Raw genomic sequence first — 21,359 nt, forward strand, 5'->3', positions numbered from 1 at the left:
TGGCATGGCGGTTACAACTATAGACCTTGGTGGGTAATTCGCCGGTCGGGGAAGATGGAAGGTGGCGACCACCGCAGCTATTTCCTGCCATCCCAAGGTGCCGTTAAAAAACATCACCTATCCTCTAACCACTTGGAAAAACCCGTTGGAGGAAAGGATGAAGGCGAGTCTTGTGAAGGCTGTCTTGCTGGTGCTCTGGGGACTGACAGCGATCGCTCCCCCCATTGCCGCCCAAGACCTCAGCGCGGAGCAGTTGACCCGCCGAACGGTTGAGCGGCGTGCAGTCGAGGCGGCGATCTGGGGCATGCCCATGGTCAGTGTCGATGTCATGCGCGAAGCGTTCTTTCGTGATGCGAAGGCCAACTACAACGACATCCTTTACTGGTCAAAGGCCTCCGACTGGAAGTTCCAGTTCACCACCCCTAACGCCTCGACGCATTACGTTTATTTCAATTTCAATCTCAAGGACGGGCCCATCGTACTGGACGTTCCGCCCACGGTTGGCGCCGGGCTGTTCGGTTCGCTGGTTGACGCATGGGAAGTCCCGGTCTCCGACGTCGGCCCGGCTGGCGATGACCAAGGCAAGGGGGGAAAGTACCTGCTGCTCCCTCCTGGCTATAAGCAACCTGTTCCTGCGGGTTATTTTCCTCTGCAATTCGAGACGGTGAATGGTTATGCATTGCTGCGTGCCATTCCAGCCAGTGCTTCGCAGGCGGATCAGGCCAAGGCCATCGATCTGGTAAAGCAGTTGCGTCTCTATCCGCTTGCGCAGGCATCCAATCCGCCCAGGCAAAACCATGTCGATATGTCGGGAAAACTCCTGGACGGCGTGGTGAAGTTCGATGATTCCTTCTATCAGCGCCTTGCGCGCATGGTGAATGAGGAGCCCGTCCTGACGCGTGATCTGGTCATGATGGGGCAGCTACGTTCCCTGGGGATCGAGAAGGGCAAGGCGTTCACACCGAACGAAGAAACCAGGGCGATTCTCAAAGATGCCGCCGAGGAAGCCCATCAAGGGTTCAAGCTTGCCGTGCTCGGCGGAGAACCCTGGTGGCCCGGCACACAATGGAAGCTTCCAGAAGGCATAGGGCCTAAAACCGGTTTCAGATTTCAAACTGACGATGCGCTGTTTGTCGATGAGCGTGGAACGATTTTTTTCCTGGCGTTCGCAGCCCCGAAAAAGCTGGGGGCGGCGACCTTCTATGTTATCGGTGGGCATGATGCTGATGGCCAATTGCTGAAAGGGGAGAAGACCTACCGATTGCATGTGGCAGCCAATGTCCCCGCCAAACAATATTGGGCCGTCACCGCCTATGACCTGGATACTGCCACGCTTATTCGCGATATGCCGACCCCTGGCCTCGATTCCTACAATCAGAAAATGCACCGCAACACGGACGGCTCAGTCGATATTTACTTCGGGCCCAAAGCGCCGGTTGGCCATGAGGACAACTGGGTGCCCACGAAATCTGGCGCAGCCTGGTTTGCAATGTTCCGGTTCTATGGGCCCGACAAGGCGCTTTTTGACAAGAGCTGGAAACTGGACGACATCGAAATCAGCCAATAAAGGTTTTTTCACCGCATGGCGAGAGGTCGCTATTGGCTGTGGATTCAACCGGTCGATGCAATACAACTAAACTCTGTGTAAGCAGAAGGAATGTTCCATTCAAGAATTTTCTGCCTCGGGCGCACGGAAGGCCTTGCTGTAGTAGCCGGACTGGTCGAAACAGCAAACATGCTTCTTGCCGGATGCAAGCATCTCGCAGGCATCACCCATTCGTTTTGCGCGCGTCTTGGGTTGCTTGGCTGAAGTAATCCAGTGTATCCAGTCGACTCGTGCGATGGTCGTCGTATTCTTCCAGACTTTACTAGCCTCGGGATTGGCTGCCAGTGCCTCCTGAAAATCTGCCGGGATGTCAGGCTCGGGTTCCTTCTTCACAGGGGTCAGCTCCAGTGTAACGACATCCCCAACGGCCGCGCCTGTGGCTTCGAGTAATTCTCTACTGACCTGCAGCCAATGGCTCAGCTGACCATCCGGCTCAAGGGTTGCCTGGAAAGGGTGACCATTGATTGTGCCTTCAACGGTCGTCCTTCCTCGCCTCGGAAGCTGTTCACTTGCGTCTCTGGGCAGTACTACGAACGCCCAGGACGTATCATTACCAGGCTTTGTCGGACGAAGAAGCTTTGCTTCGAATCGGGATTTCACATCGATTGTTGTCATTGCAACTCCTCCAACTAATTCGCCTGGAAAAGGGGATAGATCAATCTAGTCGTATTTTTTCCCTGGCGAACGATTCCTTATCGGTAGATAAATCGTCAGGGCAGGCTCACCGTAATCAGGTAATGCCCGGACCTTACCGGCGCACCTGCGCCGTCCACTAATTGGTATTGCTGATCGTAATAGCGACCCTCATCCCTGTCCGCGAGCAGTTTAACCGTGATGTCGGCGGGAGCACTGGTCGGGTCGATGTTACGGACATTGACGACTGGGGTGGGACCTGTAGCGGGGCAGGTTTTCAGATGGAAAGTGGAATCTTTACCCACGCCCGGACTGCAGCCCCGTTCAACGATGCCGCCCTCGAAGCGGATCGAGCCCGGGGCAGCAGGCGTGGCCGCCCAACATGTACCGTTCAATGCCAGGAAAATACTGACAGCAACAGGCAGGGACTTGAAGTTCATGGCTCACACTCCTTCGGGTTGTAAGGTCGTCATTGCCGGACAGAACTTGAGGCTTCAGGATAGTGCACATCTTTTTTCCACCGAGCCACTGTTAAGAATTCTCATGCCTGCACACATTCGTCTGGCTGCACCCGCTGATGCGCCGTTGTTGCCCCGCATTGAACGTTCCGCTGCCCAGGCATTCCGCTCGATCGATGGACTGGGTTGGCTTGCGGATGCCGCCACCCTGACTGTCGAACGCCATCGGCAATTGATCGCGTTATCGACATGTTGGGTGGCCGTGGATGCGCAAGGGCAGCCTCAAGGTTTCCTCAGCGCAGAACGCCATGGCAGCGATCTTCATATCGAGGAGTTGTCGGTCTGTCAGTCCATGCAGGGCCAGGGTTGGGGGCGAAAACTGGTTGAAACGGTGATGGACCATGCGCGATCGAACCAGCTGCGTTGCGTGACGCTGACGACCTTTACCCACGTGCCGTGGAATGCCCCCTTTTACCAGCGTCTTGGGTTCCTGGATAACGCCGGGGCTACTTTGGATGAGCGTTTGGCAGACATCCTGGCACAAGAGTATGCCCACGGATTTGAACCCGGTATGCGATGCGCCATGTCGTGGCGGGTGCCCCAAACCCGATAGTGTTCACTGGGCGACAGAGTCATTGCTCATTTTGGTCCTTTTTGGGTAAGCGACCGCGGAACACACTTTTTGCATCGTCCCTTTTTGCATCCACCCTGAAAAACGTCTGATTACGGACCTGTAGGAGCGAGCTTGCTCGCGAAGGACGTCCAGGCAACGCGATCATCCAGACAGCCCGCGTTATCGTTGACGTCCATCGCAAGCAAGCTTGCTCCTACAGGGGAGCACGGCTTGCCCGCGGTGGCGGCCTTGTTCGTCAGCGGTGCCATTTGCGCCACGTTGGCGCGCAAACCGTCGGTGCTATGATCTGGGCATCCATATCTCGCCAAGTGATCGCCCATGGACCGCTTGTCTACCTTGTTGTCCCAGTTCGGCGTGCGTGCAAACCTGTTTTTCAACGGCAAGCTGTGCGGCCTGTCGTCCTACGACGGCGCTGAGGGGCGGGGTTATATCCACCTGCTGCAGGCGGGTAGCGTCACCTTGCTGGGGCCCGATCGCGAGGACGTGCCGCTGACCCGGCCCAGCCTGATTTTCCTGCCGCGCCCCAGCCGGCATCAACTGTTTGCCGGTGAGTCCGAGGGCGCTCAACTGTTGTGTGCGTCCATGGCGTTCGAGGGCGGGGTCGATAACCCGTTGTCGGCATCTTTACCCGATTGCCTGGTGCTGTCCCTGGACGAGCTGCCCATGCTGGCCGACATATTGAAATGGATGTTCGGCGAGGCGGCGGATGTGCATTGTGGCAGGGAGGCCGCGTTGGAGCGTTTGTTCGAATTGCTGATCATCCTGCTGTTTCGGCATCTGCTGGATCACCACCAGTTACGTACCGGAATGATGGCGGGCCTGGCCGATTCGCGGCTGGCGCGCTCTCTGGTGCAGATTCACAACGCGCCTGAGCGTGCCTGGTCGATTGCGCAATTGGCGAGCGAGTCGAACATGTCCCGCGCGGCCTACGCCGTGCATTTCCGGGAGGTGATCGGGCAGACGCCTGCCGAGTATCTGTTGAGTTGGCGCATCAGCCTGGCGCAGAAGCGTCTGCGGGAAGGGCGGTCGATAACGCTGATCGCCGCCGAAGTCGGCTATGAAAGCCCTTCGGCACTGGCCCGCGCGTTTCGACGCAAGACGGGTTACAGCCCGCGGGACTGGATGAAAGATCTGACGGGAGAAGATGATGGGGCAATGGCCTGAAAGCGTCGAACTGCTTCAGGCCATTGCCGGAGGTCGATCATCGGGTTTAACGGCTTTGCAATTTGGTCAGGGAATGGCCAGCGACGAATATCGAAGCGGCCAGCAAGCCGATGTCCTTGAGAAGAAACTGGCCCGGCGCAACCGTGATGGCGGGAAAACCGAGGCCGGGTTCGATCACGCCGGGGGTCGAGAACATGAAGCTCAAGGTGGTGAAGAACAGCCCGGCGGACAGCGCGCCACCGATCAACGACAGCTTGGGTGACAGCAAGCGACCTGCAATCAGGACACCGATCGAGACCTCCAGAACGCCGAGCAGGCTTGCGAAGGTATCGACGCTGAAGATGTCATAGACCCAACCCAGGAAAGGGCTGTTGCTCACCAGCGGAACCAGCCCGACGGCTTCGTAGTGGGTGAACTTCATCCCGCCGAACCAGAAGTAAATGACGGCGAGGGCAAAGTAGGCACCGTAGGTACCCACCGCCATGGTTTTGATCCCGAGCGTTGAAGGGATTTGGGCGTTGTGGGTTCTGTTGTTGTCGATGCTTAAGGTTTTCATGATCAAGGCTTCCAGGAGTGTGGTGAGGAACGCTAATCAGCAACCCGGCGCGGTGTGCGTTGGGAGTGGAGCCAGTGTTGCCTTTGCGTGCACCCTCGTGGCGTCTGAACGTATTGCGTTCAGTGCAGATCGTCTTGACTCATTGCAGGTCTTGAAAGAGCAGGCGCTGTGAAAGAACGTCGATGAACACCCGGATTCGGGCCGGAACATGATCGCCAGCCGCCCTGAGCGCGTAAATGCCAGAGGTGCTCGAAGCGGAAAACTCCTGCAGCTCCGGTAAATGGCTTCATCAATCGCCAGCCTGCAACGCACCCTGGAGGGCACCCATGACCATGTCATGCAGCAGCTTGCGGCGTGCTGCCTTGCTTGGCTGAGACTCTCCAACCCAGCCCGGCAGTTGGTTGAGCAGGGAAACGATGCCGCTCAAGCTGGCGCGCCGGCTGACGCTCACCGGTATACCGGTGAGCTGCTCTATCGTACCCACCAGGTGTTCCTCGTAGCGCCGACGCAAGGCCAGGATCGAGGCACGCTGTTCGTTGCTCAGACAATGGAGGTCATACTCCGCCAAGCGGAAATGCGCCGCCATACGATCATGCAACAGCAGGTGCGACTCAAGCAGAGCGTGCAGTCGTACAGCAGGTGCGGATTTGCGACGGTTCACCAGGCCTGCGCCATGCAGCAACTGTTCGTAGAGTTCCTCGATCAATTCGAACAGCAGGGCCTCCTTGCTATCGATGTGGTTGTAAACGGAGCCGACCTTTATTCCCAGGCAAGCGGCCAGGTCGCGCATGCTGACCCGACTGAAGCCACATCTGGCAAATAGCTCGAGGGCTTTTTGCCGGGTTTGCAGGTAGCGCGAGGGGTGAGTTTGTTCGATGGGCCCTGCCAAAAGAGTCGACGGGCCGGCACGGCGGGCCGTAAACAGCCGGGACGCAGTCATGGAATCGATACCTCCATCGTGGCTCATCGATTTCATATGCGAAACTGACCCAATAACCGATTGAGCTGGTCCGCCATTTGGCCCAATTTCTGGCTGGCCTCGTTGGACTGGTCTGCTGCCTGGGCATTCTCGAGGGCCAGGGAGGTGGCGTGGGTGACATTCTGGTTGATGTCCTCGACCACGTGGGACTGCTCCAGGGTGGCACTGGCAATTGAGGCATTCAGTTCAGTGAGATTGCGCAGTGCGCTAATGACCTGGTGCAGGCTTTCGCCGGTCTCGCGGGCCTGTTCCACGGTTTGCTGAGCGGCCTGGCTGCTGGCATTGATGACCTTCACCGCCGCTTCCGAGTTGTCCTGCAGGCGTTCGATCATGACCTGAATCTGCGCGGTGGACTGCTGGGTGCGCTGGGCCAGCAGGCGCACTTCGTCTGCCACCACGGCGAAGCCACGACCCTGTTCGCCGGCGCGCGCCGCCTCAATGGCGGCATTCAGCGCCAGCAGGTTGGTCTGCTCGGCGATGGCGCGGATCACTTCCAGCACGCTGCCGATCTGGGTGCTTTCCTGGGCCAGGCTCTGAATCACATCCACAGCCTGGCCGATGGTCTCGGACAACTGGTCGATCTGGCGCAGGCTGCTGTCGATATTGTGCTGGCCCTTGCAGGCCTGCTCATCGGCCCGGCGTACTTCGTTGGCGGCGTGCTCGGCGTTCCTCGCCACTTCCTGCACAGCATGGGAAACCTCGTGAATGGCGGTGGCCACCAGTTCCATTTGCTGTGATTGCTGTTGGCATTGGCGCTGGTTATTGCCGGCAATCTCTGCGAGCGATTGCGAGGCCTGGTCCAGGCCGCCAGCGGTCTGCATGGACTGACCGATCACAGTGCGCAGCTTGCTGGTGAATGCGTTGAAGTGGCCGCTCAGCGCGGTCACTTCATCGCGCCAGCGACTGTCCAGGTTGTGGGTCAGGTCGGCTTCGCTGCTGGCGATGTTCTCCATTGCGTTGACCACCTGTGCCAATGGCGAGGCAATGCTGCGGGCAATCAGCAGGATCAGCGCGCTGAGCACCAGGGTGATCGTCAGCAGAATGACGAAGGCCTGTATCAACTGGCGGCGGAACTCGACTTGCACGTCGTCGATGTAGATGCCCGAGCCCACGATCCAGCCCCAAGGCTTGAACAGCTCGACGTAGGAAACCTTCTCCACCGGGGCGTCGGAGCCCGGTTTTGGCCAACGGTAGCGCACCAGGCCGGAGCCGTCGCGTACGGCCACGGCAACCATCTCGTCAAACAGTGCCTTGCCGTCAGGGTCACGAGTGCCGGCCATGCGCTTGCCCTCAAGCTTGCCATTGGGATGCATGACCAGGCGTGTGTCGAGGTCTTCGATCCAGAAGTAGTCCTCGCGGTCGTAGCGCAGGTCGCGTATGACCGCGCTGGCCTGTTGTTGCGCCTGCTCACGAGTGAGGCCGTGGCCTTCCAGGCTCTGGAAATGGCGCAGGATGCCGCTGGCGGTCTCGACCACATGACGGGTTTTCAGCGCCTTGGCCGCATAGAGGTCCTCATGGTTCTGCTTGAGCATCAGGCCAGCGAGAATCAGCAGCATCAGGATGGATGTCAGCAGGATCAACCACAGGCGGCGGCTGATGGGAATATTACGCAGGCCGAGCATGGGCAACTCCGGAAGGCGGGCAGAAAAGGGGGCGGCCGCACGCGGGGAGCGTCCGGCCAAGGGCTCAGAGCGCGTACTGGGCCAGTTCACGAGCGATCAGCAGGCGCTGGACCTCGCTGGTGCCTTCGTAGATCTGGGTAATGCGTGCATCGCGGTAGTAGCGCTCCACCGGGTAATCCTCCAGGTAGCCATAACCGCCATGGATCTGCAGGGCGCTGGAGCACACGCGCTCCGCCATTTCCGAGGCGAACAGCTTGGCCTGCGAAGCTTCTGACAAGCACGGTTGCCCGGCACTTTTCAGGCGCGCGGCATGCAGCACCAGCAGGCGGGTAGCATTGAGCCGGGTGTGCATATCGGCGAGCAGGTTGGACACGCTCTGGTGTTCGATGATCGGCTTGCCGAACTGGATGCGTTCGCGGGCGTATCCCAGCGCGGCCTCGAAGGCGGCGCGGGCAATGCCCAAGGCCTGGGCGGCGATACCGATGCGACCGCCTTCCAGGTTCGACAGGGCGATGGCCAGGCCCTTGCCGCGTTCGCCCAGCAGATTGGCCTCGGGGATAGAGCAGTTGTTCAGGGTCACCGCGCAGGTATCGGAGGCCTTGATACCCATCTTGTGTTCGCTGCGGTCAACCACGAATCCGGGATTGTCAGTCGGCACCAGGAAGGCCGACAGGCCCTTCTTGCCCAGTTGCGCATCGGTGACGGCAAAGACAATGGCCAGCCTGGCGCGCTTGCCGTTGCTGACGAACTGCTTGGCGCCGTTGATAACCCAGTGGCCGTCGCGCAGTTCGGCGCGAGTGCGCAGGTTGTGGGCTTCGGTGCCGGCCTGTGGCTCGGTCAGGCAGAAGCAGCCAATGGCCTGGCCGCTGGCCAAAAGCGGCAGCCAGTCGGCTTGCTGGGATGGGCTGCCATATTTCAGCAGAGGACCACAGCCGACCGAATTGTGGATGCTCATCAATGCCCCGAGGGCACCGTCGCCGGCCGAGATTTCCTCTACGGCCAGGGCGTAGGCCACATAGTCGGTGTAGCTGCCACCCCAGGTGTCCGGCACCACCATGCCCAGCAGGCCCAGCTCACCCATCTGCGCTACCACGGCGTCATCGATCCAGCCGGCCTTTTCCCAGCCTTGGGCAAACGGGCCGACTTCGCTGCGGGCGAAGTCGCGTGCCATGTCGCGGATCATGCGTTGTTCTTCGGTCAATTCGATATCGTGCATTGCGAGTCTCCTGCCGATCAGGCGGTACGAAGGGGTTTGCCAGCGGCCGGGCGAAAGCCGCTGAAGAAGGCCTGCACCCGCGCAGGTACCAGCTCTGCCAGGGTTGGCGGGTTCCAGCGTGGGGTCTTGTCCTTGTCGATGATCAGGGCGCGCACCCCCTCCATCAGGTCGCCCTTGTCGAACCACTGATAGTCCAGGTGCAGTTCCAGGGAAAAACAGTCGGCCAGGCTCAGGTACCGACCGCGACGCAACAGCTCCAGCGTCGTCGCCATTGCCAGCGGCGAGCGGCTGTCGAGCAGCTCGACCGTCTGTTCGGCCCAATCGCGTAGCTCGGGGCGCTCCTCGCGCTGCAGGGCGTTGCGAATCGCCGGCACATCAGGCAGGGAGAAATATTCATCGATCACCTGGCGATAGGCCTTGAGTTCCGATCCCGCAGTGCGCTCGGTGGCCAGGCTGGCGAGCAGGTCTTGCAGGTCTTCGTCGGGCGCACGGGTCCAGTTCAGATGATCCAGGGCGGCATCCAGTTCGACCAGCCGCTCGCTGGGCAGACAGTAGTCGGCCAGGTTGGCATAGAGCGCATCGGCGGCACGTACCTGGCAGCCCGTAACCCCCAGATAGATACCCAGCTCACCCGGAAGGCGCGGCAGGAAATAGCTGCCGCCGACATCGGGGAAAAAGCCGATGCCGACTTCCGGCATGCCCATCCGCGTGCGCTCCGTGATCACCCTCAGCGAGGCAGCCTGCGCCAGGCCCATGCCGCCGCCGAGGACAAAACCGTCCAGCAGCGCCAGCACCGGTTTGGAGTAGCCATGCAGGTACTCGTCGAGGGCGTACTCTTCCTCGAGGAACAGCTCGTGCAGGTTGTCCCCGGCCTTGTGACTGTCATACAGCATGCGGATGTCGCCGCCGGCGCAGAAGGCTTTTTCCCCGGCGCCACGGATGGTCACGGCGACAATCTCCGGGTCCTGTTCCCAGACCCACAGGTGCCGGCATAGCAGTGTCACCAGGGGCAGGTCCAGGGTGTTCAACGCGCCTGGTCGATTCAGCGTCAGGTGACCGATTCGATTGCGCACACTGGCCAGCACTGGTGCTTGCTGCTCGTTCATGCCTGGGCTTCCCCACGGAACATTTTGATGATGGCGGAGAAGTCCAGACCGCCGTTTCCTTGCAGGCTGAAGGTCTGGTACAGCTGCTGGGCTGCAGCACCGAGCACCACCGGCTGGCGCGCCTGTTTGGCGGCTTCGGTGGCGAGGCCCAGGTCCTTGAGCATCAGGTCGGTACCAAAGCCGCCACTGTAACCACGCGAGGCCGGAGCATTTTCCAGCACGCCCGGGAACGGATTGTTGATCTCAGAACTCCAGCACCGACCGGTGGAAGTGCCGATGACACCGGCCAGCACCTTGGCGTCCATGCCCAGGGCCACACCCAGGGCCATGGCCTCGGCGACGCCGACCATGGAAATGCCGAGCAGCATGTTGTTGGCAATCTTGGCCACCTGGCCGTTACCTGCTGCGCCGCAATGCACGATGTTCCTGCCCATGGCCGAGAGGATCGGCAGGGCCTGGTCGTACACGCTGACCGGGCCGCCGACCATGAACGTCAGGGTGCCTGCCGTCGCGCCGCCGGTGCCGCCGGAGACCGGCGCGTCGAGCATCGGGTTGCCTTGGGCAAGGGCGAATCTTGCCACCTCGCGGGCACTTAGCGGGTCGATGGTGGAACTGTCGATCAACAGCACGCCTTGGCCAATATTGGCCAACAGGCCGTCCTTGCCGCGATAGACCTGCTTCACATGGTCTGCGGTTGGCAGCATGGTGATGATCACTTCAACCCCGGCCTTGGCCACGCCGGCGGGTGAGTCCGCGGCGCTGGCGCCAGCCTCGACCAGGGCGGCGACTGCCTGCGCAAAGGGATCGAAGACGGTCAGGCTGTGGCCAGCCTTGAGCAGGTTGCGGGCCATTGGGCCGCCCATGTTGCCGAGGCCGAGAAATCCGATATGCATGATGACTACCTTTTGCGTGTGGCGACGCGCTGTTGCGCATCGACCAGTAATGTCTGGCATTGCACCGTTCAGCTCCTGGCCGGCCGACGTTGTGCGCCGGCCGGCTGGGATCATTTCAGGGTGATGGTGGTGTTCACCGTACCGCCGGTGTCATCTTCGTCGAACCAGCGCTGGGTGACCGTCTTGGTCTGGGTGTAGAAGGTCACCACTTGCTTGCCGTAAGGGCCCAGGTCGCCGAGCTTGGACGCGCGCGAACCGGAGAAGGAAAACAGCGGGACCGGTACTGGAATCGGCACGTTGATGCCGACCTGGCCGACGTCGATTTCTTCCTGGAAGTGACGGGCAGCGGCGCCGGAGCGGGTGAACAGGGCGGTACCGTTGCCATTCGGGTTGGCGTTGATGATCTCGATCGCCTCGCTCAGGCTGGCGGCCTGCATGACGCACAGCACCGGGCCGAAGATTTCCTCGCGGTACACGGACATTTGCGCAGTGACGCTGGAGAAGATGGTCGGGCCGACAAAATTACCGTCCTGGTAGCCGGGCACGCTCGGGTTGCGTCCATCGAGTTCGAGCCTGGCGCCTTCTTCGATGCCGCTGGCGATCAGGCTGTTGACGCGATCCAGTGCCGCGCAGGAGATCACCGGGCCGATGTCGGTGCCAGGTTCGGTGCCGGCATTGATCTTGAGGGTTTTGGTCCGCTCGATCAGGTCCGGCAACCAGCTCTGCGCTTCACCCACCAGGATCACCACTGGCAGGGCCATGCAGCGCTGGCCGGCAGCGCCGAAGGAGGCGCCCAGCAGGTTGTTCAACGTCTGCTGCTTGTTGGCATCGGGCAGGACGATGGCATGGTTCTTCGCGCCCATCATGCACTGTGCTCGCTTGCCGTTCTGGGTGGCGCGGTTGTAGACATGGGTGCCGACCTTGGTCGAACCCACGAAGGACACGGCCTTGATGTCCGGGTGGTCGCAAATCAGGTTCACCGCATCGACGCCACCATGGATGACGTTGAGCACTCCCTTGGGTACACCGGCCTCCAGCGCCAGTTCAACCAGGCGCATGGTCACCAGTGGGTCTTGCTCGGACGGCTTGAGGATAAAGGTGTTGCCGGTAGCGATGGCCATCGGGAACATCCACAACGGGATCATCGCCGGGAAGTTGAACGGGGTGATGCCGGCGCACACGCCCAGCGGCTGCATCAAGGTATAGGTGTCGACACCATTGGCGACGTTATTGGCCAACTCACCCATCTGCAGGTTACCGATGGCGGTGGCGTGCTCGACCACCTCCAGACCGCGGAACACATCACCTTCGGCATCCGGCAGGGTCTTGCCCTGCTCGGCGGTGAGCAGGGCGGCCAGTTCCTTGATGTTCTCGCGGATCAGCTGCTGGTACTTGAAGAAGATCCGGGAGCGGGCGCCGATCGGCGTCTTGCGCCAGGTCTTGAACGCTTCCTTGGCGCTGGCCACGGCAGCGTCCATTTCCTCGGCGGTGGCGAAGGGCACGCGAGCCAGGACTTCCTGGGTCGCCGGGTTGACCACGTCGCGCCACTGAGTGCTGCGTGATTCGACGAACTCGCCGTTGATGAGAAGCTTGACGCTTGGAATGCTGGAAGAGGTCATTTTCAGTTCTGCCTACTTTCTTTGGGTCGAGTTAAGCCACTCGGCCTGGATGGCCGAGCGGTCGGAATTGAATTCAGGAGGGCCGGCGTACCGGCCCGGGTTCAGCCCTTGAGCTGTGGGAAGTCTTCTTCGAAGTACTCTTGAGCGCCGCGTGCATCATTCTGGCGGCGCTGCACTTCCATCTGGCGCAGTTCTACCCGGCGGATTTTCCCGGAGATGGTCTTGGGCAGTTCGCTGACGAATTCGATGCGCCGCACCCGCTTGTACGGCGCCAGATGCTCGCGGGCGAAGGCGAGGATACTGCCGGCGAGCTCGGCGCTGCCGGGTTCGTCATGGGCCAGGATGAGGAAAGCCTTGGGCACGGCCAGGCGCAGCGGATCGGGACTTGGGACCACGGCCACTTCCATCACCGCCGGGTGCTCGATCAGCGCGCTTTCCAGCTCAAAGGGGCTGATGCGGTAGTCGGAGGCCTTGAACACGTCGTCGGCGCGACCGACAAAGGTGATGTAGCCCTCGGCGTCGATCTGCGCGGTGTCGCCGGTGCGGTAGTAGCCGTCGCGCATCACTTCGGCGGTTTTTTCCGGACTGTCCTCATAGCACAGCATCAGGCCAAGTGGACGCACGTCCAACGGCAGGGCGACTTCGCCCTCATTGCCGGGTACCCCGTCGGGGTCGAGCATGGTCACCCGGTAGCCCGGCAGCGGACGGCCCATGGAGCCGGGTTTGAGCACCTGGCCGGGGGTGTTGCCGACCAGGGCGGTGGTTTCCGACTGGCCGAAGCCGTCTCGCAGCGGCAAGTCCCAGGCATGCAGGATCTGCTCGATGATCTCCGGGTTGAGTGGCTCACCGGCGCCCACCAGTTCGCGCAGGCACAGGCGCGCCTTGTAACTGGCCAGGTCCTCCTGGATCAGCATGCGCCACACGGTCGGCGGGGCGCACAGGCTGGTGACGCCGTAGCGCTCCAGGGTGCCGAGCAGGGCCGGGGCACTGAAGCGCGCGACATTGTGGATGAAGATGCAGGCGCCGGCGTTCCAGGGGGCGAAGAGGCAGCTCCAGGCGTGCTTGGCCCAGCCCGGTGACGAGATGTTCAAGTGCAGGTCACCCGGTTGCAGACCGATCCAGTACATGGTCGACAGGTGGCCCACCGGGTAACTCTGGTGGCTGTGCAGCACCATCTTCGGCTTGGAGGTGGTACCGGAGGTGAAGTACAACAGCATCGGGTCGGTGGCCAGGGTGCGGCCTTCGACGTCGAACTGCTCGGAATACTCGCTGGCGGCGCTGTGCGGGGTCCAGCCAGCGGGGGCCGGGCCGACACAGATGCGACTGCAGCCGTCACCCAGGCCGACGAACTTGTCGACGTGGGCGCTGCCGACCACCAGATGACGAACCTGGCCGCGCTCGATGCGGTCGCCCAGGTCATCGGGGGTCAGCAGGGCGGTGGCGGGGATAACCACGGCGCCAAGCTTGAAGGCGGCCAGCATGGTTTCCCACAGGGCGACGTCGTTGCCGAGCATCAGCAGGATGCGCTCGCCGCGGCGCACACCGAGGGCACGCAAGTGGTTGGCCACCTGATTGGAGCGTGAGGCCAGTTGCTGGAAGCTGTAGCGCTGCTCGCTGCCGTCTTCTTCGACGATCCACAGGGCGTTGGCCTGGTTGCCCTCGGCCATGGCATCGAAGTAATCCAGGGCCCAGTTGAACTCGTTCAGTTGCGGCCAGCGGAAGTCACGCACGGCAGTGGCGTAGTCGGTACGGTGGGCCAGCAGGAAATCGCGAGCGGCGAGGAAGGGTTGGCAGTTGCTGTTCATTTAAGTCTCCATCGATCGCGGGGGCGATCGGCGCGGTAACGGGTACGGGATGGTCAAGCGGCGAGGGGGGCTTCGCTGCGGGCAGCAATGCGTACCGGACGCGTGCAGGTACCTGAGAGCGGGGAGACGATGGCAAGCATGGATGTCTTCACGGTGGATGCCCTTGTTTGTTTTTGTTGGGTCTGGCCCGGTTCAAGACCAGGCGCTTGGGTTCAGTATATGCATGCAAAAATCAATTAAAAATGCTCATAATCACCGGTACGTTGTGCAAAAAAATCATAGCTGTGGCGCGTTGGATGGGAGGCCGTTCGCACTGTCAGAGAATGCGAGCGGCCCCGTCTGGCGGGGGGTTACCAGAGCGCCAGGGTATAGCTGAGGATCAGGCGGTTTTCATCCAGGTCACTGCCAAAGTGGGTCGAGCGAACCGTCGAGTTACGCCACTTCACCCCGACATTTTTCAGCGGCCCGCTCTGCACGACATACCCAATGTCGGTATCGCGTTCCCATTCCTTGCCTTGCGGGCGGTTGCTGCCCAGATCGATGTTGTCGCCGGTGAGGTAGCGCGTCATGAAGGTCAGGCCGGGCACGCCCATGGCCGCGAAGTTGTAGTCGTAGCGCGCCTGCCATGACTGTTCGTCCTTGCTGGCGAAGTCGCCGATCTGCACGAAGTTCACCAGGAACGCATCGGCACCGTTGATGTAGGCGAAACCGGTGTCACCGCTCATGCCTTGATAGCCCAGGCCGAAGGCATGCCCGCCGAGGCTGTAGGTGAACATGGCGCTGATCGCGTTGTTGTCGACATTGCTGCCGCCATCGTCGGTAGAACGGGCGTAACGCAGGTCGGTCTTCAATGACTGGCCGCTGGTCACCGGCAACAGGTAGGTCAGGTTGACCATGTGCTGGTCGTAGAAATTGTCGAGATGGCCGTAGGCGTAGCCGGTGGCGAGGTTGCCGGTCCACTTGTAGTTCAGGCTGGCGAAATCGAAGCTGTCGCTGGTGACATGGCGGGACGTGATGCCCTTGGCGCCGGTGCGGGTGATGCCCATGTCCTCGTAGTCCGAGGAGTCGCGCTGATTGACCTGCGTCAGGCGACCGGCATCCACGGTCAGGCCTTCGAGTTCGAGCGAGGTCAACTGACCGCCCTTGAAGGTTTGTGGCAACAGCCGTGAATCGTTGGCCAGTACCGTCGGTAGTTTCGGCAGTAGCGTGCCGAGTTTCAGTGTGCTTTTCGAGGCGCGCAGTTTGGCGGTCAGACCCAGTTCGCCGTATTCGTCCTGGGCGCCTTTGCGCGTGTCGCTGTGACGCTTTAGCAGGCCGGAACCGGCGCGATCAGGGCTGGAATCGAGCTTGACGCCGAGCAGGCCGATGGCGTCGAAACCGACGCCGATCAAACCTTCGGTAAAGCCTGACTCATAGCGCAGCAGGAACCCCTGGGCCCATTCCTCCTGTTTCGATTGGGCTGCGTTGGTCTGGCGATAATCCCGGTTGAAGTAAAAGTTGCGCAGTTCCAGGCTGGCCTTGCTGTCTGCCAGGAAATCCGCATGGACGTGGGTGGCAAGGCTGCTGCCTGCCAGGAACAAGGTGAAGAGGGTAGGTTTCATTGCTTGTCTCTTGTTGTTATTAGCAGTGTTGTTATGGGCAGTGTTGTTATGAGCAGTGTTGTCATGAGCCAGCCGTTCCCGCACTGGCCGGGGCCGGTGGCGGGAAGACTCGTTGAAGGTGCCCTGGCGCAGGGCGGGAGTAAAAAAGCGCGAAGCAAAGGAGCGGACTCGCGCTCGGGGCCGGTGCCCCGCAATGCTGCAGCGTTAGTGACTGCTGGCCATGGCAGCCCCCAGGCCGGTCTGGGCGCGGACGAACTGATCGGCATAGGCCGCGCGCTCACGGTCGGCGCGCTCGCTGCGGTCCAGTTTGGACGCCACCACGATGACCAGGAAGGCCAAAGGCATGGAGAACAGCGCCGGCTGGTCGTAGGGGAAGATCGCCTGGGCATGACCCAATACACCGACCCACACCGACGGCGACCCGATGACCAGCGCCAGGGCGCTGACCAGGCCGGTCAGGCCGCCGTAGAGGGCGCCACGGGTGGTCAGGCCACCCCAGTACATGGCCATGATCAGTACCGGGAAATTTGCAGAGGCGGCGATGCCGAACGTCAGGCCGACCAGGAAGGCGATGTTCTGGCCCTCGAACAGAATGCCGAGGGAGATCGCGACAATGCCCAGGCCGACAGTGGCGATACGCGACACGCGCATCTCCTGCTTCTCGTCGGCCTTGCCTTTTTTCAGTACCGAGGCATACAGGTCGTGGGAAATCGCCGAGGCGCCAGCCAGGGCCAGGCCGGCCACGACTGCAAGGATGGTGGCGAAGGCGACGGCGGAGAGGAATCCGAGAAACAGATTGCCGCCCACCGCTTTGGCCAGGTGCATGGCCACCATGTTGCCGCCGCCGATCATGGCGCCGCCCAGCTTGCCATCGACGTAGTACTGCGGGTCTGTGCCGACGATGACGATGGCGGTGTAGCCCAGGATGCACACCACGAGGAAGAAAAAGCCGATGAACACCGTGGCGAACAGCACCGATTTTCGCGCCTCCTTGGCATTGGGCACGGTGAAGAAACGCATCAGGATGTGCGGCAGGCCGGCAATGCCGAAGACCAGGCCAAGGGACAGTGACACCGCGTTGATCGGGTCGGCCAGCAAGGTGCCCGGCCCCATGATTTGCACGCCGCTGGCGTGCACCGCTACGGCTTGGGCCGACAGCGTCTCGAAGCTGAAGCCGAAGCGGCTCAGGGCCATCAGCATCAGGGTCGTTCCGCCCGCCAGCAGCAGGACCGCCTTGGTGATTTGCACCCATGTGGTGGCGAGCATGCCGCCGAAGATCACGTAGACCAGCATCAGCACGCCGACCACAACCACCGCCGTGCGGTAGTCGAGGCCGAACAGCAGCTTGATCAACTGGCCGGCGCCGACCATCTGAACCACGAGGTAGCAGCACACCACTGTCAGCGAGCCGAGGGCGGCGAAGCTGCGTACGCGCGTCTGATCCAGGCGAAAGGAGACGATGTCGGCGAAGGTGTAGCGGCCCAGGTTTCGCAGGCGTTCAGCCATCAGGAAGGTGACGATGGGCCAGCCGACGAAGAAGCCAATGATGTAGATGAAGCCGTCATAACCCCGGGCGAACACCATGCTCGAGAGGCCCAGCAAAGTGGCCGCCGACATGTAGTCACCGGCGATCGCCAGGCCATTCTGGAAACCCGTGATACCGCCACCCGCGCTGTAGAAATCGGCAGCGGAGCGCGTACGCCGGGACGCCCACCAGGTGATCAGCAAAGTGGCAAGGACGAAGACGAAGAACATGCCGATGGCATGCACATTGAGCGGCTGCTTCTGCGCGGTGATGGTGTCGGCGTTGGCCAGAAAAGGGCTGAGGGCGAGAAGGGTGAGTAGGCGTTTCATGCGCGGGTCTCCTGCAGGATCTGCGCGCTGAGCGCGTCGAAACGGGTGTTGGCGGTGTGCACGTACCAGGCGGTGAGCAACCAGGACAGCAAGATGATTGCCACGCCAACCGGCATGCCGAGGGTCAGGTGACTACCGTCGTACAGCGGCAGGTGCAGCCAGGCAGGTGCGAAGGCCACTACCATGATGAAGCTGTAATAGACGGCCAGGACCGCACCGCTCAGTGACCAGGCCAGCACTGAGCGCTGGCGGCTGAGGCGCTGGAATTCAGGATTGGCCCTGACCCGGGCGCAGGTCTGGACGTGGTTCGGATGGTCAGTCGTCATAGTGAGGCTCCGCTTTTAATTGTTGTTGTATGTCGGCCTTTTGAGGGGCGTACGGGTACCCGGGCGACATCCCTGGGCGGGACATCACCTGAATGCTGCTGGAGTCGTTGCTGCCCTGGCGATCTTCCGGAGGCGAGGGGAACGCATGGCACCGGTTTGGTGCCGACAGGGTGCCCGCCGGATGTGTCCTCGGCGGGGGCGAATGCGACAGTGATTGCGCTGCCGCGCAACAGCCAGTTTTCGCCTTGAAAACAGGTTTTTTACCCTGCATTCAGGCCGTTAGCCCTGATTGAAATCGGGGCCTTTCCGGTGGAGAAACGATGCTGGTCAAACCAGGCTGAATGCGAGTATATGTTGGCTAATTTCCAATAAGAATTGGCAGAAAAGCCTGATGAATATGCAAAATCGCACAACGCAAACTCACGTGAATTGGGACGATATGCGTTTCTTTCTCGAGGTCGCTCGTGCTCGCACCGCCAGTGGCGCAGCACGCCGCCTGGGGGTGGACTACACCACGGTGTCGCGGCGCATCCGCGCCCTTGAGCAAAGCCTTGGCGCGCTGCTTTTCGAGAAGTCCCGAGCGTCGGGTTTCGTCATGACTGTCGAGGGGCAGCGCCTGATCAGTCATGCGGAAACACTGGAAAGTACGCTGCTGGCAGCTTGTGGGGAGGTTTCAGGAACCACCGGGGGGCTTGCCGGGCACCTGCGCATCGGCTGTACCGAAGCCTTCGGCTCGTGCTTCATCACCTCGCAGATGAGTCACTTCATCATTCACTATCCGCATATCTCAGTGGACATTTTGCCGGTCCCGCACTTCGTCAACCTGTCACGACGCGAGGCGGACATTGCCATCACCCTGGAGCGTCCCGAGCGCGGTCCCTACGTGTGCTCGCGCCTATGCGACTACCGCTTGCGTCTGTATGCGACACCGGAGTACCTGGCCAATCATCCACCGATTACCCATAGCGAGGACTTGGCGAGTCACCCCTTCGTGACCTATGTCGAGGACCTGGCGTTCAGCTTCAAGCTGCTCTACCTGAACGATCTGCTGCCCGGCGCGCAAAGCCGCCTGCGTAGCACCAGCGTAGTCTCCCAGTATCATGCGGCGCTGGAGGGGCGCGCGCTGGCCATCCTTCCGTGCTTTCTCGCAGGTCCCGACCCGCGCCTGTGCGAAGTATTGCCGGACCAGGTGGAGGTCACTCGACAGTTCTGGATGTACTACAGCGAGGACCTGCGCAAGCTCAAGCGGATCACCTTGGTCGCCGAATACCTGCGCGCCTGTGCGGAGCTCAATCATCCGCTGCTGATGGGCGAGTCGCGCGCGATGGCCTACCTGCCGTCACCCTGAGGTAGCAACGCTGATCCTCGGCTGACAGCATGTCATTCAACCGACCTTGACGATCAGGCGTGAGTTTCGTTCATTGCGAAAGGCCAGTTGTTCAATGGTCTGGGTCGCGTGCTCCGCCTCTTCGCGGGCCTTGAGGATCACGCCGTGTTGAGGCGACTTGCTGCACACCGGGTCGGCGTTGCTCGCGTCACCCGTGAGCATGAACGCCTGGCAGCGACAGCCGCCGAAGTCCTTTTCCTTCTCGTCGCATGAGCGGCAGGGCTCGGGCATCCAGTCGTAACCGCGAAAGCGGTTGAAGCCGAACGAGTCGTACCAGATGTGCTGCATGCTGTGGTCGCGCACGTTGGGAAACTGCACCGGCAGCTGTCGGGCGCCGTGACAGGGCAGGGCGGTTCCGTCCGGCGTCACTGTCAGAAAAATACTGCCCCAGCCGTTCATGCAGGCTTTCGGGCGTTCTTCGTAGTAGTCCGGCGTGACGAAAATCAACTTGCACGGATGACCTTCGGCTTCCAGTTTGGCGCGGTATTCATTGGTGATGCGTTCGGCGCGCACCAGTTGCTCTTTGGTCGGCAATAGCCCGACTCGATTGAGCTGTGCCCAACCGTAGAACTGGCAGGTCGCGAGTTCGACGAAGTCTGCCTCGAGTGCGATGCACAGCTCGATGATGCGGTCGATCTTGTCGATATTGTGCCGATGGGTCACGAAGTTCAGCACCATCGGGTAGCCATGGGCTTTGACGGCGCGGGCCATTTCCAGCTTTTGCGCGAAAGCCTTTTTCGAGCCCGCCAGCAGGTTGTTCACCTGCTCGTCGCTGGCCTGGAAACTGATCTGGATATGATCGAGCCCGGCCTTCTTGAAATCGCTGATTTTCTGCTCGGTCAGGCCGATGCCGGAGGTGATCAGGTTGGTGTAGAAACCCAGCTTGCGTGCCTCGGCGATCAGCTCGGCAAGGTCCTGGCGCACCAGGGGTTCGCCGCCGGAAAAACCCAGCTGCGCCGCGCCCATCTCCCGCGCTTCACGGAACACCTTGAGCCATTGTTCGGTGCTGAGTTCTTTGCCTTGTTCGGCGAAATCCAGCGGATTGGAGCAGTACGGGCATTGCAGCGGGCAGCGATAGGTCAGCTCGGCCAGCAGCCACAGGGGCAGGCCGATCTCGGGTGTGGGCGGCACTTGCCTGGATGAATCAGGCAAGTTCGATCCAGTGCTGCGCACGGGCAACCTCCATGAATTGCTCGATGTCGTCCGCGAGTTCGGGCACGCCCGGGAACTGCGTGTCGAGCTCATTGATAATCGCGGCGACGTCACGCTCGCCGTCGATCAAGCCGCCGTCTTCGCCGGGGGCGCCGTCGTGGTCCAGCAGGCGTTGAATCCACTCGCGGCGGATCTCGCGGTCCGGGCAGTTGGCCAGGATCGCCGCGTCCTTCAGCGGGATGTTCACCTGATAGTAAAAACGGTTGGCGACCCAGCCCTGGATCTGCTCGCGGGTCGCCCGGCCTTCATACATCGCCACGTGATACGGGTGATAGATGTGGTAATAGGCGCCCTTGGCGCGCAGGGCGGCTTCGAATTCGGCGGGGGACATCGGGGTGTCGGTCATTGCGGGTCTCCGGAGTACAGCCGGTGGATTCTTTGGTGGCTGGTCTGGCCCTTTCGCTGGCAAGCCAGCTCCTACAGGGGTACGCGGTCACTGTAGGAGCTGGCTTGCCAGCGAAGGGGCCGTCAGTTACAACACAATACTCATGCCGTCATACGCCACTTCAACTTCACGGACGCAGACGCAGCACCACGCTAAAGGGTTAGCGGTTGGCAAAGTACATGGTGACTTCGAAGCCAATGCGCAGGTCGGTGTAGGCAGGTTTGGTCCACATGATCGAGTTCCTCTTTTTTTGAATGGATGGTTTCAAAAGCTGATCGGGCATCCTTGCCCCTTTGCGCTACC

At 61.2% G+C, this 21,359-nt stretch carries 20 protein-coding genes and 2 pseudogenes; 4 read left to right on the forward strand and 18 right to left on the reverse strand.

Annotation, left to right across the window (positions count from 1 at the left end):
• Nucleotides 1-61: 61 nt before the first annotated feature.
• Nucleotides 62-1,567, forward strand: a complete 1,506-nt coding sequence (locus tag DKB71_RS14995) for a DUF1254 domain-containing protein (protein ID WP_408600889.1) — start codon at nucleotides 62-64, stop codon at nucleotides 1,565-1,567.
• 99 nt (nucleotides 1,568-1,666) lie between these two features.
• Here the strand turns inward: DKB71_RS14995 and DKB71_RS15000 are convergent, their stop codons facing one another.
• The gene (locus tag DKB71_RS15000) at nucleotides 1,667-2,221 is read right to left on the reverse strand and encodes a YdeI/OmpD-associated family protein (RefSeq protein ID WP_408600890.1); all 555 of its coding nucleotides are present in this window, start codon (nucleotides 2,219-2,221) and stop codon (nucleotides 1,667-1,669) included.
• A gap of 95 nt (nucleotides 2,222-2,316) precedes the next feature.
• Nucleotides 2,317-2,679, reverse strand: coding sequence for a type 1 fimbrial protein (locus DKB71_RS15005; RefSeq protein WP_408600891.1), 363 nt, complete (start codon nucleotides 2,677-2,679; stop codon nucleotides 2,317-2,319).
• A gap of 103 nt (nucleotides 2,680-2,782) precedes the next feature.
• Here DKB71_RS15005 and DKB71_RS15010 point away from each other — a divergent pair, with 103 nt between their 5' ends.
• Together DKB71_RS15010 and DKB71_RS15015 are read left to right on the forward strand one after the other, a co-directional pair.
• The gene (locus DKB71_RS15010) at nucleotides 2,783-3,310 is read left to right on the forward strand and encodes a GNAT family N-acetyltransferase (protein WP_408601101.1); all 528 of its coding nucleotides are present in this window, start codon (nucleotides 2,783-2,785) and stop codon (nucleotides 3,308-3,310) included.
• Nucleotides 3,311-3,649: 339 nt separating this feature from the next.
• A complete protein-coding gene (locus DKB71_RS15015; RefSeq protein ID WP_408600892.1) occupies nucleotides 3,650-4,495 on the forward strand; it encodes an AraC family transcriptional regulator in 846 nt (281 codons plus the stop codon).
• Nucleotides 4,496-4,541: 46 nt separating this feature from the next.
• Here the strand turns inward: DKB71_RS15015 and DKB71_RS15020 are convergent, their stop codons facing one another.
• From DKB71_RS15020 to DKB71_RS15075, 12 genes and pseudogenes are all read right to left on the reverse strand, one after another.
• Nucleotides 4,542-5,051, reverse strand: coding sequence for a DUF417 family protein (locus DKB71_RS15020; RefSeq protein ID WP_323609337.1), 510 nt, complete (start codon nucleotides 5,049-5,051; stop codon nucleotides 4,542-4,544).
• A gap of 289 nt (nucleotides 5,052-5,340) precedes the next feature.
• Nucleotides 5,341-5,991: a TetR/AcrR family transcriptional regulator gene (locus DKB71_RS15025; RefSeq protein WP_408600893.1), complete on the reverse strand. Its 651-nt coding sequence runs from the start codon at nucleotides 5,989-5,991 to the stop codon at nucleotides 5,341-5,343.
• A gap of 32 nt (nucleotides 5,992-6,023) precedes the next feature.
• Nucleotides 6,024-6,851, reverse strand: a complete 828-nt coding sequence (locus tag DKB71_RS15030; protein WP_408601102.1) for a methyl-accepting chemotaxis protein — start codon at nucleotides 6,849-6,851, stop codon at nucleotides 6,024-6,026.
• A gap of 30 nt (nucleotides 6,852-6,881) precedes the next feature.
• Nucleotides 6,882-7,652, reverse strand: a pseudogene (locus DKB71_RS15035) (cache domain-containing protein); the annotation flags it as partial.
• Between the two features lie 64 nt (nucleotides 7,653-7,716).
• Entirely contained in the window at nucleotides 7,717-8,868 is a 1,152-nt protein-coding gene (locus DKB71_RS15040) for an acyl-CoA dehydrogenase family protein (RefSeq protein WP_408600894.1), read from the reverse strand.
• Between the two features lie 17 nt (nucleotides 8,869-8,885).
• Nucleotides 8,886-9,974, reverse strand: a complete 1,089-nt coding sequence (locus DKB71_RS15045) for an enoyl-CoA hydratase/isomerase family protein (protein ID WP_408600895.1) — start codon at nucleotides 9,972-9,974, stop codon at nucleotides 8,886-8,888.
• The gene (gene mmsB / locus DKB71_RS15050; protein ID WP_408600896.1) at nucleotides 9,971-10,867 is read right to left on the reverse strand and encodes a 3-hydroxyisobutyrate dehydrogenase; all 897 of its coding nucleotides are present in this window, start codon (nucleotides 10,865-10,867) and stop codon (nucleotides 9,971-9,973) included. The genes DKB71_RS15045 and mmsB overlap by 4 nt, the downstream gene beginning before the upstream one ends.
• A gap of 110 nt (nucleotides 10,868-10,977) precedes the next feature.
• The gene (locus DKB71_RS15055) at nucleotides 10,978-12,486 is read right to left on the reverse strand and encodes a CoA-acylating methylmalonate-semialdehyde dehydrogenase (protein WP_323609342.1); all 1,509 of its coding nucleotides are present in this window, start codon (nucleotides 12,484-12,486) and stop codon (nucleotides 10,978-10,980) included.
• A gap of 101 nt (nucleotides 12,487-12,587) precedes the next feature.
• Nucleotides 12,588-14,291: an AMP-binding protein gene (locus DKB71_RS15060; RefSeq protein ID WP_323628943.1), complete on the reverse strand. Its 1,704-nt coding sequence runs from the start codon at nucleotides 14,289-14,291 to the stop codon at nucleotides 12,588-12,590.
• Between the two features lie 350 nt (nucleotides 14,292-14,641).
• Entirely contained in the window at nucleotides 14,642-15,892 is a 1,251-nt protein-coding gene (locus tag DKB71_RS15065; protein ID WP_408600897.1) for an OprD family porin, read from the reverse strand.
• Nucleotides 15,893-16,096: 204 nt separating this feature from the next.
• A complete protein-coding gene (locus DKB71_RS15070; protein ID WP_408600898.1) occupies nucleotides 16,097-17,746 on the reverse strand; it encodes a cation acetate symporter in 1,650 nt (549 codons plus the stop codon).
• Complete coding sequence (locus tag DKB71_RS15075) at nucleotides 17,743-18,072, reverse strand: DUF485 domain-containing protein (protein ID WP_274078139.1); 330 nt, start codon at nucleotides 18,070-18,072, stop codon at nucleotides 17,743-17,745. Before DKB71_RS15075 ends, DKB71_RS15070 begins: the two co-directional genes overlap by 4 nt.
• 391 nt (nucleotides 18,073-18,463) lie before the next feature.
• Between DKB71_RS15075 and DKB71_RS15080 the strand changes: the two genes are divergently transcribed.
• On the forward strand, nucleotides 18,464-19,420 hold the full coding sequence (locus tag DKB71_RS15080; protein ID WP_274078138.1) for a LysR family transcriptional regulator: 957 nt from the start codon (nucleotides 18,464-18,466) through the stop codon (nucleotides 19,418-19,420).
• A gap of 36 nt (nucleotides 19,421-19,456) precedes the next feature.
• Here DKB71_RS15080 and pqqE read toward each other — a convergent pair whose 3' ends face one another.
• From pqqE to pqqA, 4 genes and pseudogenes are all read right to left on the reverse strand, one after another.
• Complete coding sequence (gene pqqE / locus DKB71_RS15085; RefSeq protein ID WP_406591626.1) at nucleotides 19,457-20,590, reverse strand: pyrroloquinoline quinone biosynthesis protein PqqE; 1,134 nt, start codon at nucleotides 20,588-20,590, stop codon at nucleotides 19,457-19,459.
• A gap of 13 nt (nucleotides 20,591-20,603) precedes the next feature.
• Entirely contained in the window at nucleotides 20,604-20,741 is a 138-nt protein-coding gene (gene pqqD, locus DKB71_RS15090) for a pyrroloquinoline quinone biosynthesis peptide chaperone PqqD (RefSeq protein WP_274076357.1), read from the reverse strand.
• Nucleotides 20,741-21,017 (reverse strand): annotated as a pseudogene (locus tag DKB71_RS15095) (pyrroloquinoline quinone biosynthesis protein C); the annotation flags it as partial. The pseudogene DKB71_RS15095 and the gene pqqD, both read right to left, overlap by 1 nt.
• A 199-nt stretch (nucleotides 21,018-21,216) precedes the next feature.
• The gene (gene pqqA / locus DKB71_RS15100) at nucleotides 21,217-21,288 is read right to left on the reverse strand and encodes a pyrroloquinoline quinone precursor peptide PqqA (RefSeq protein WP_003243383.1); all 72 of its coding nucleotides are present in this window, start codon (nucleotides 21,286-21,288) and stop codon (nucleotides 21,217-21,219) included.
• Nucleotides 21,289-21,359: the final 71 nt, after the last annotated feature.

Source organism: Pseudomonas sp. PLMAX (assembly GCF_046042685.1).
GTDB lineage: Bacteria > Pseudomonadota > Gammaproteobacteria > Pseudomonadales > Pseudomonadaceae > Aquipseudomonas > Aquipseudomonas putida_AE.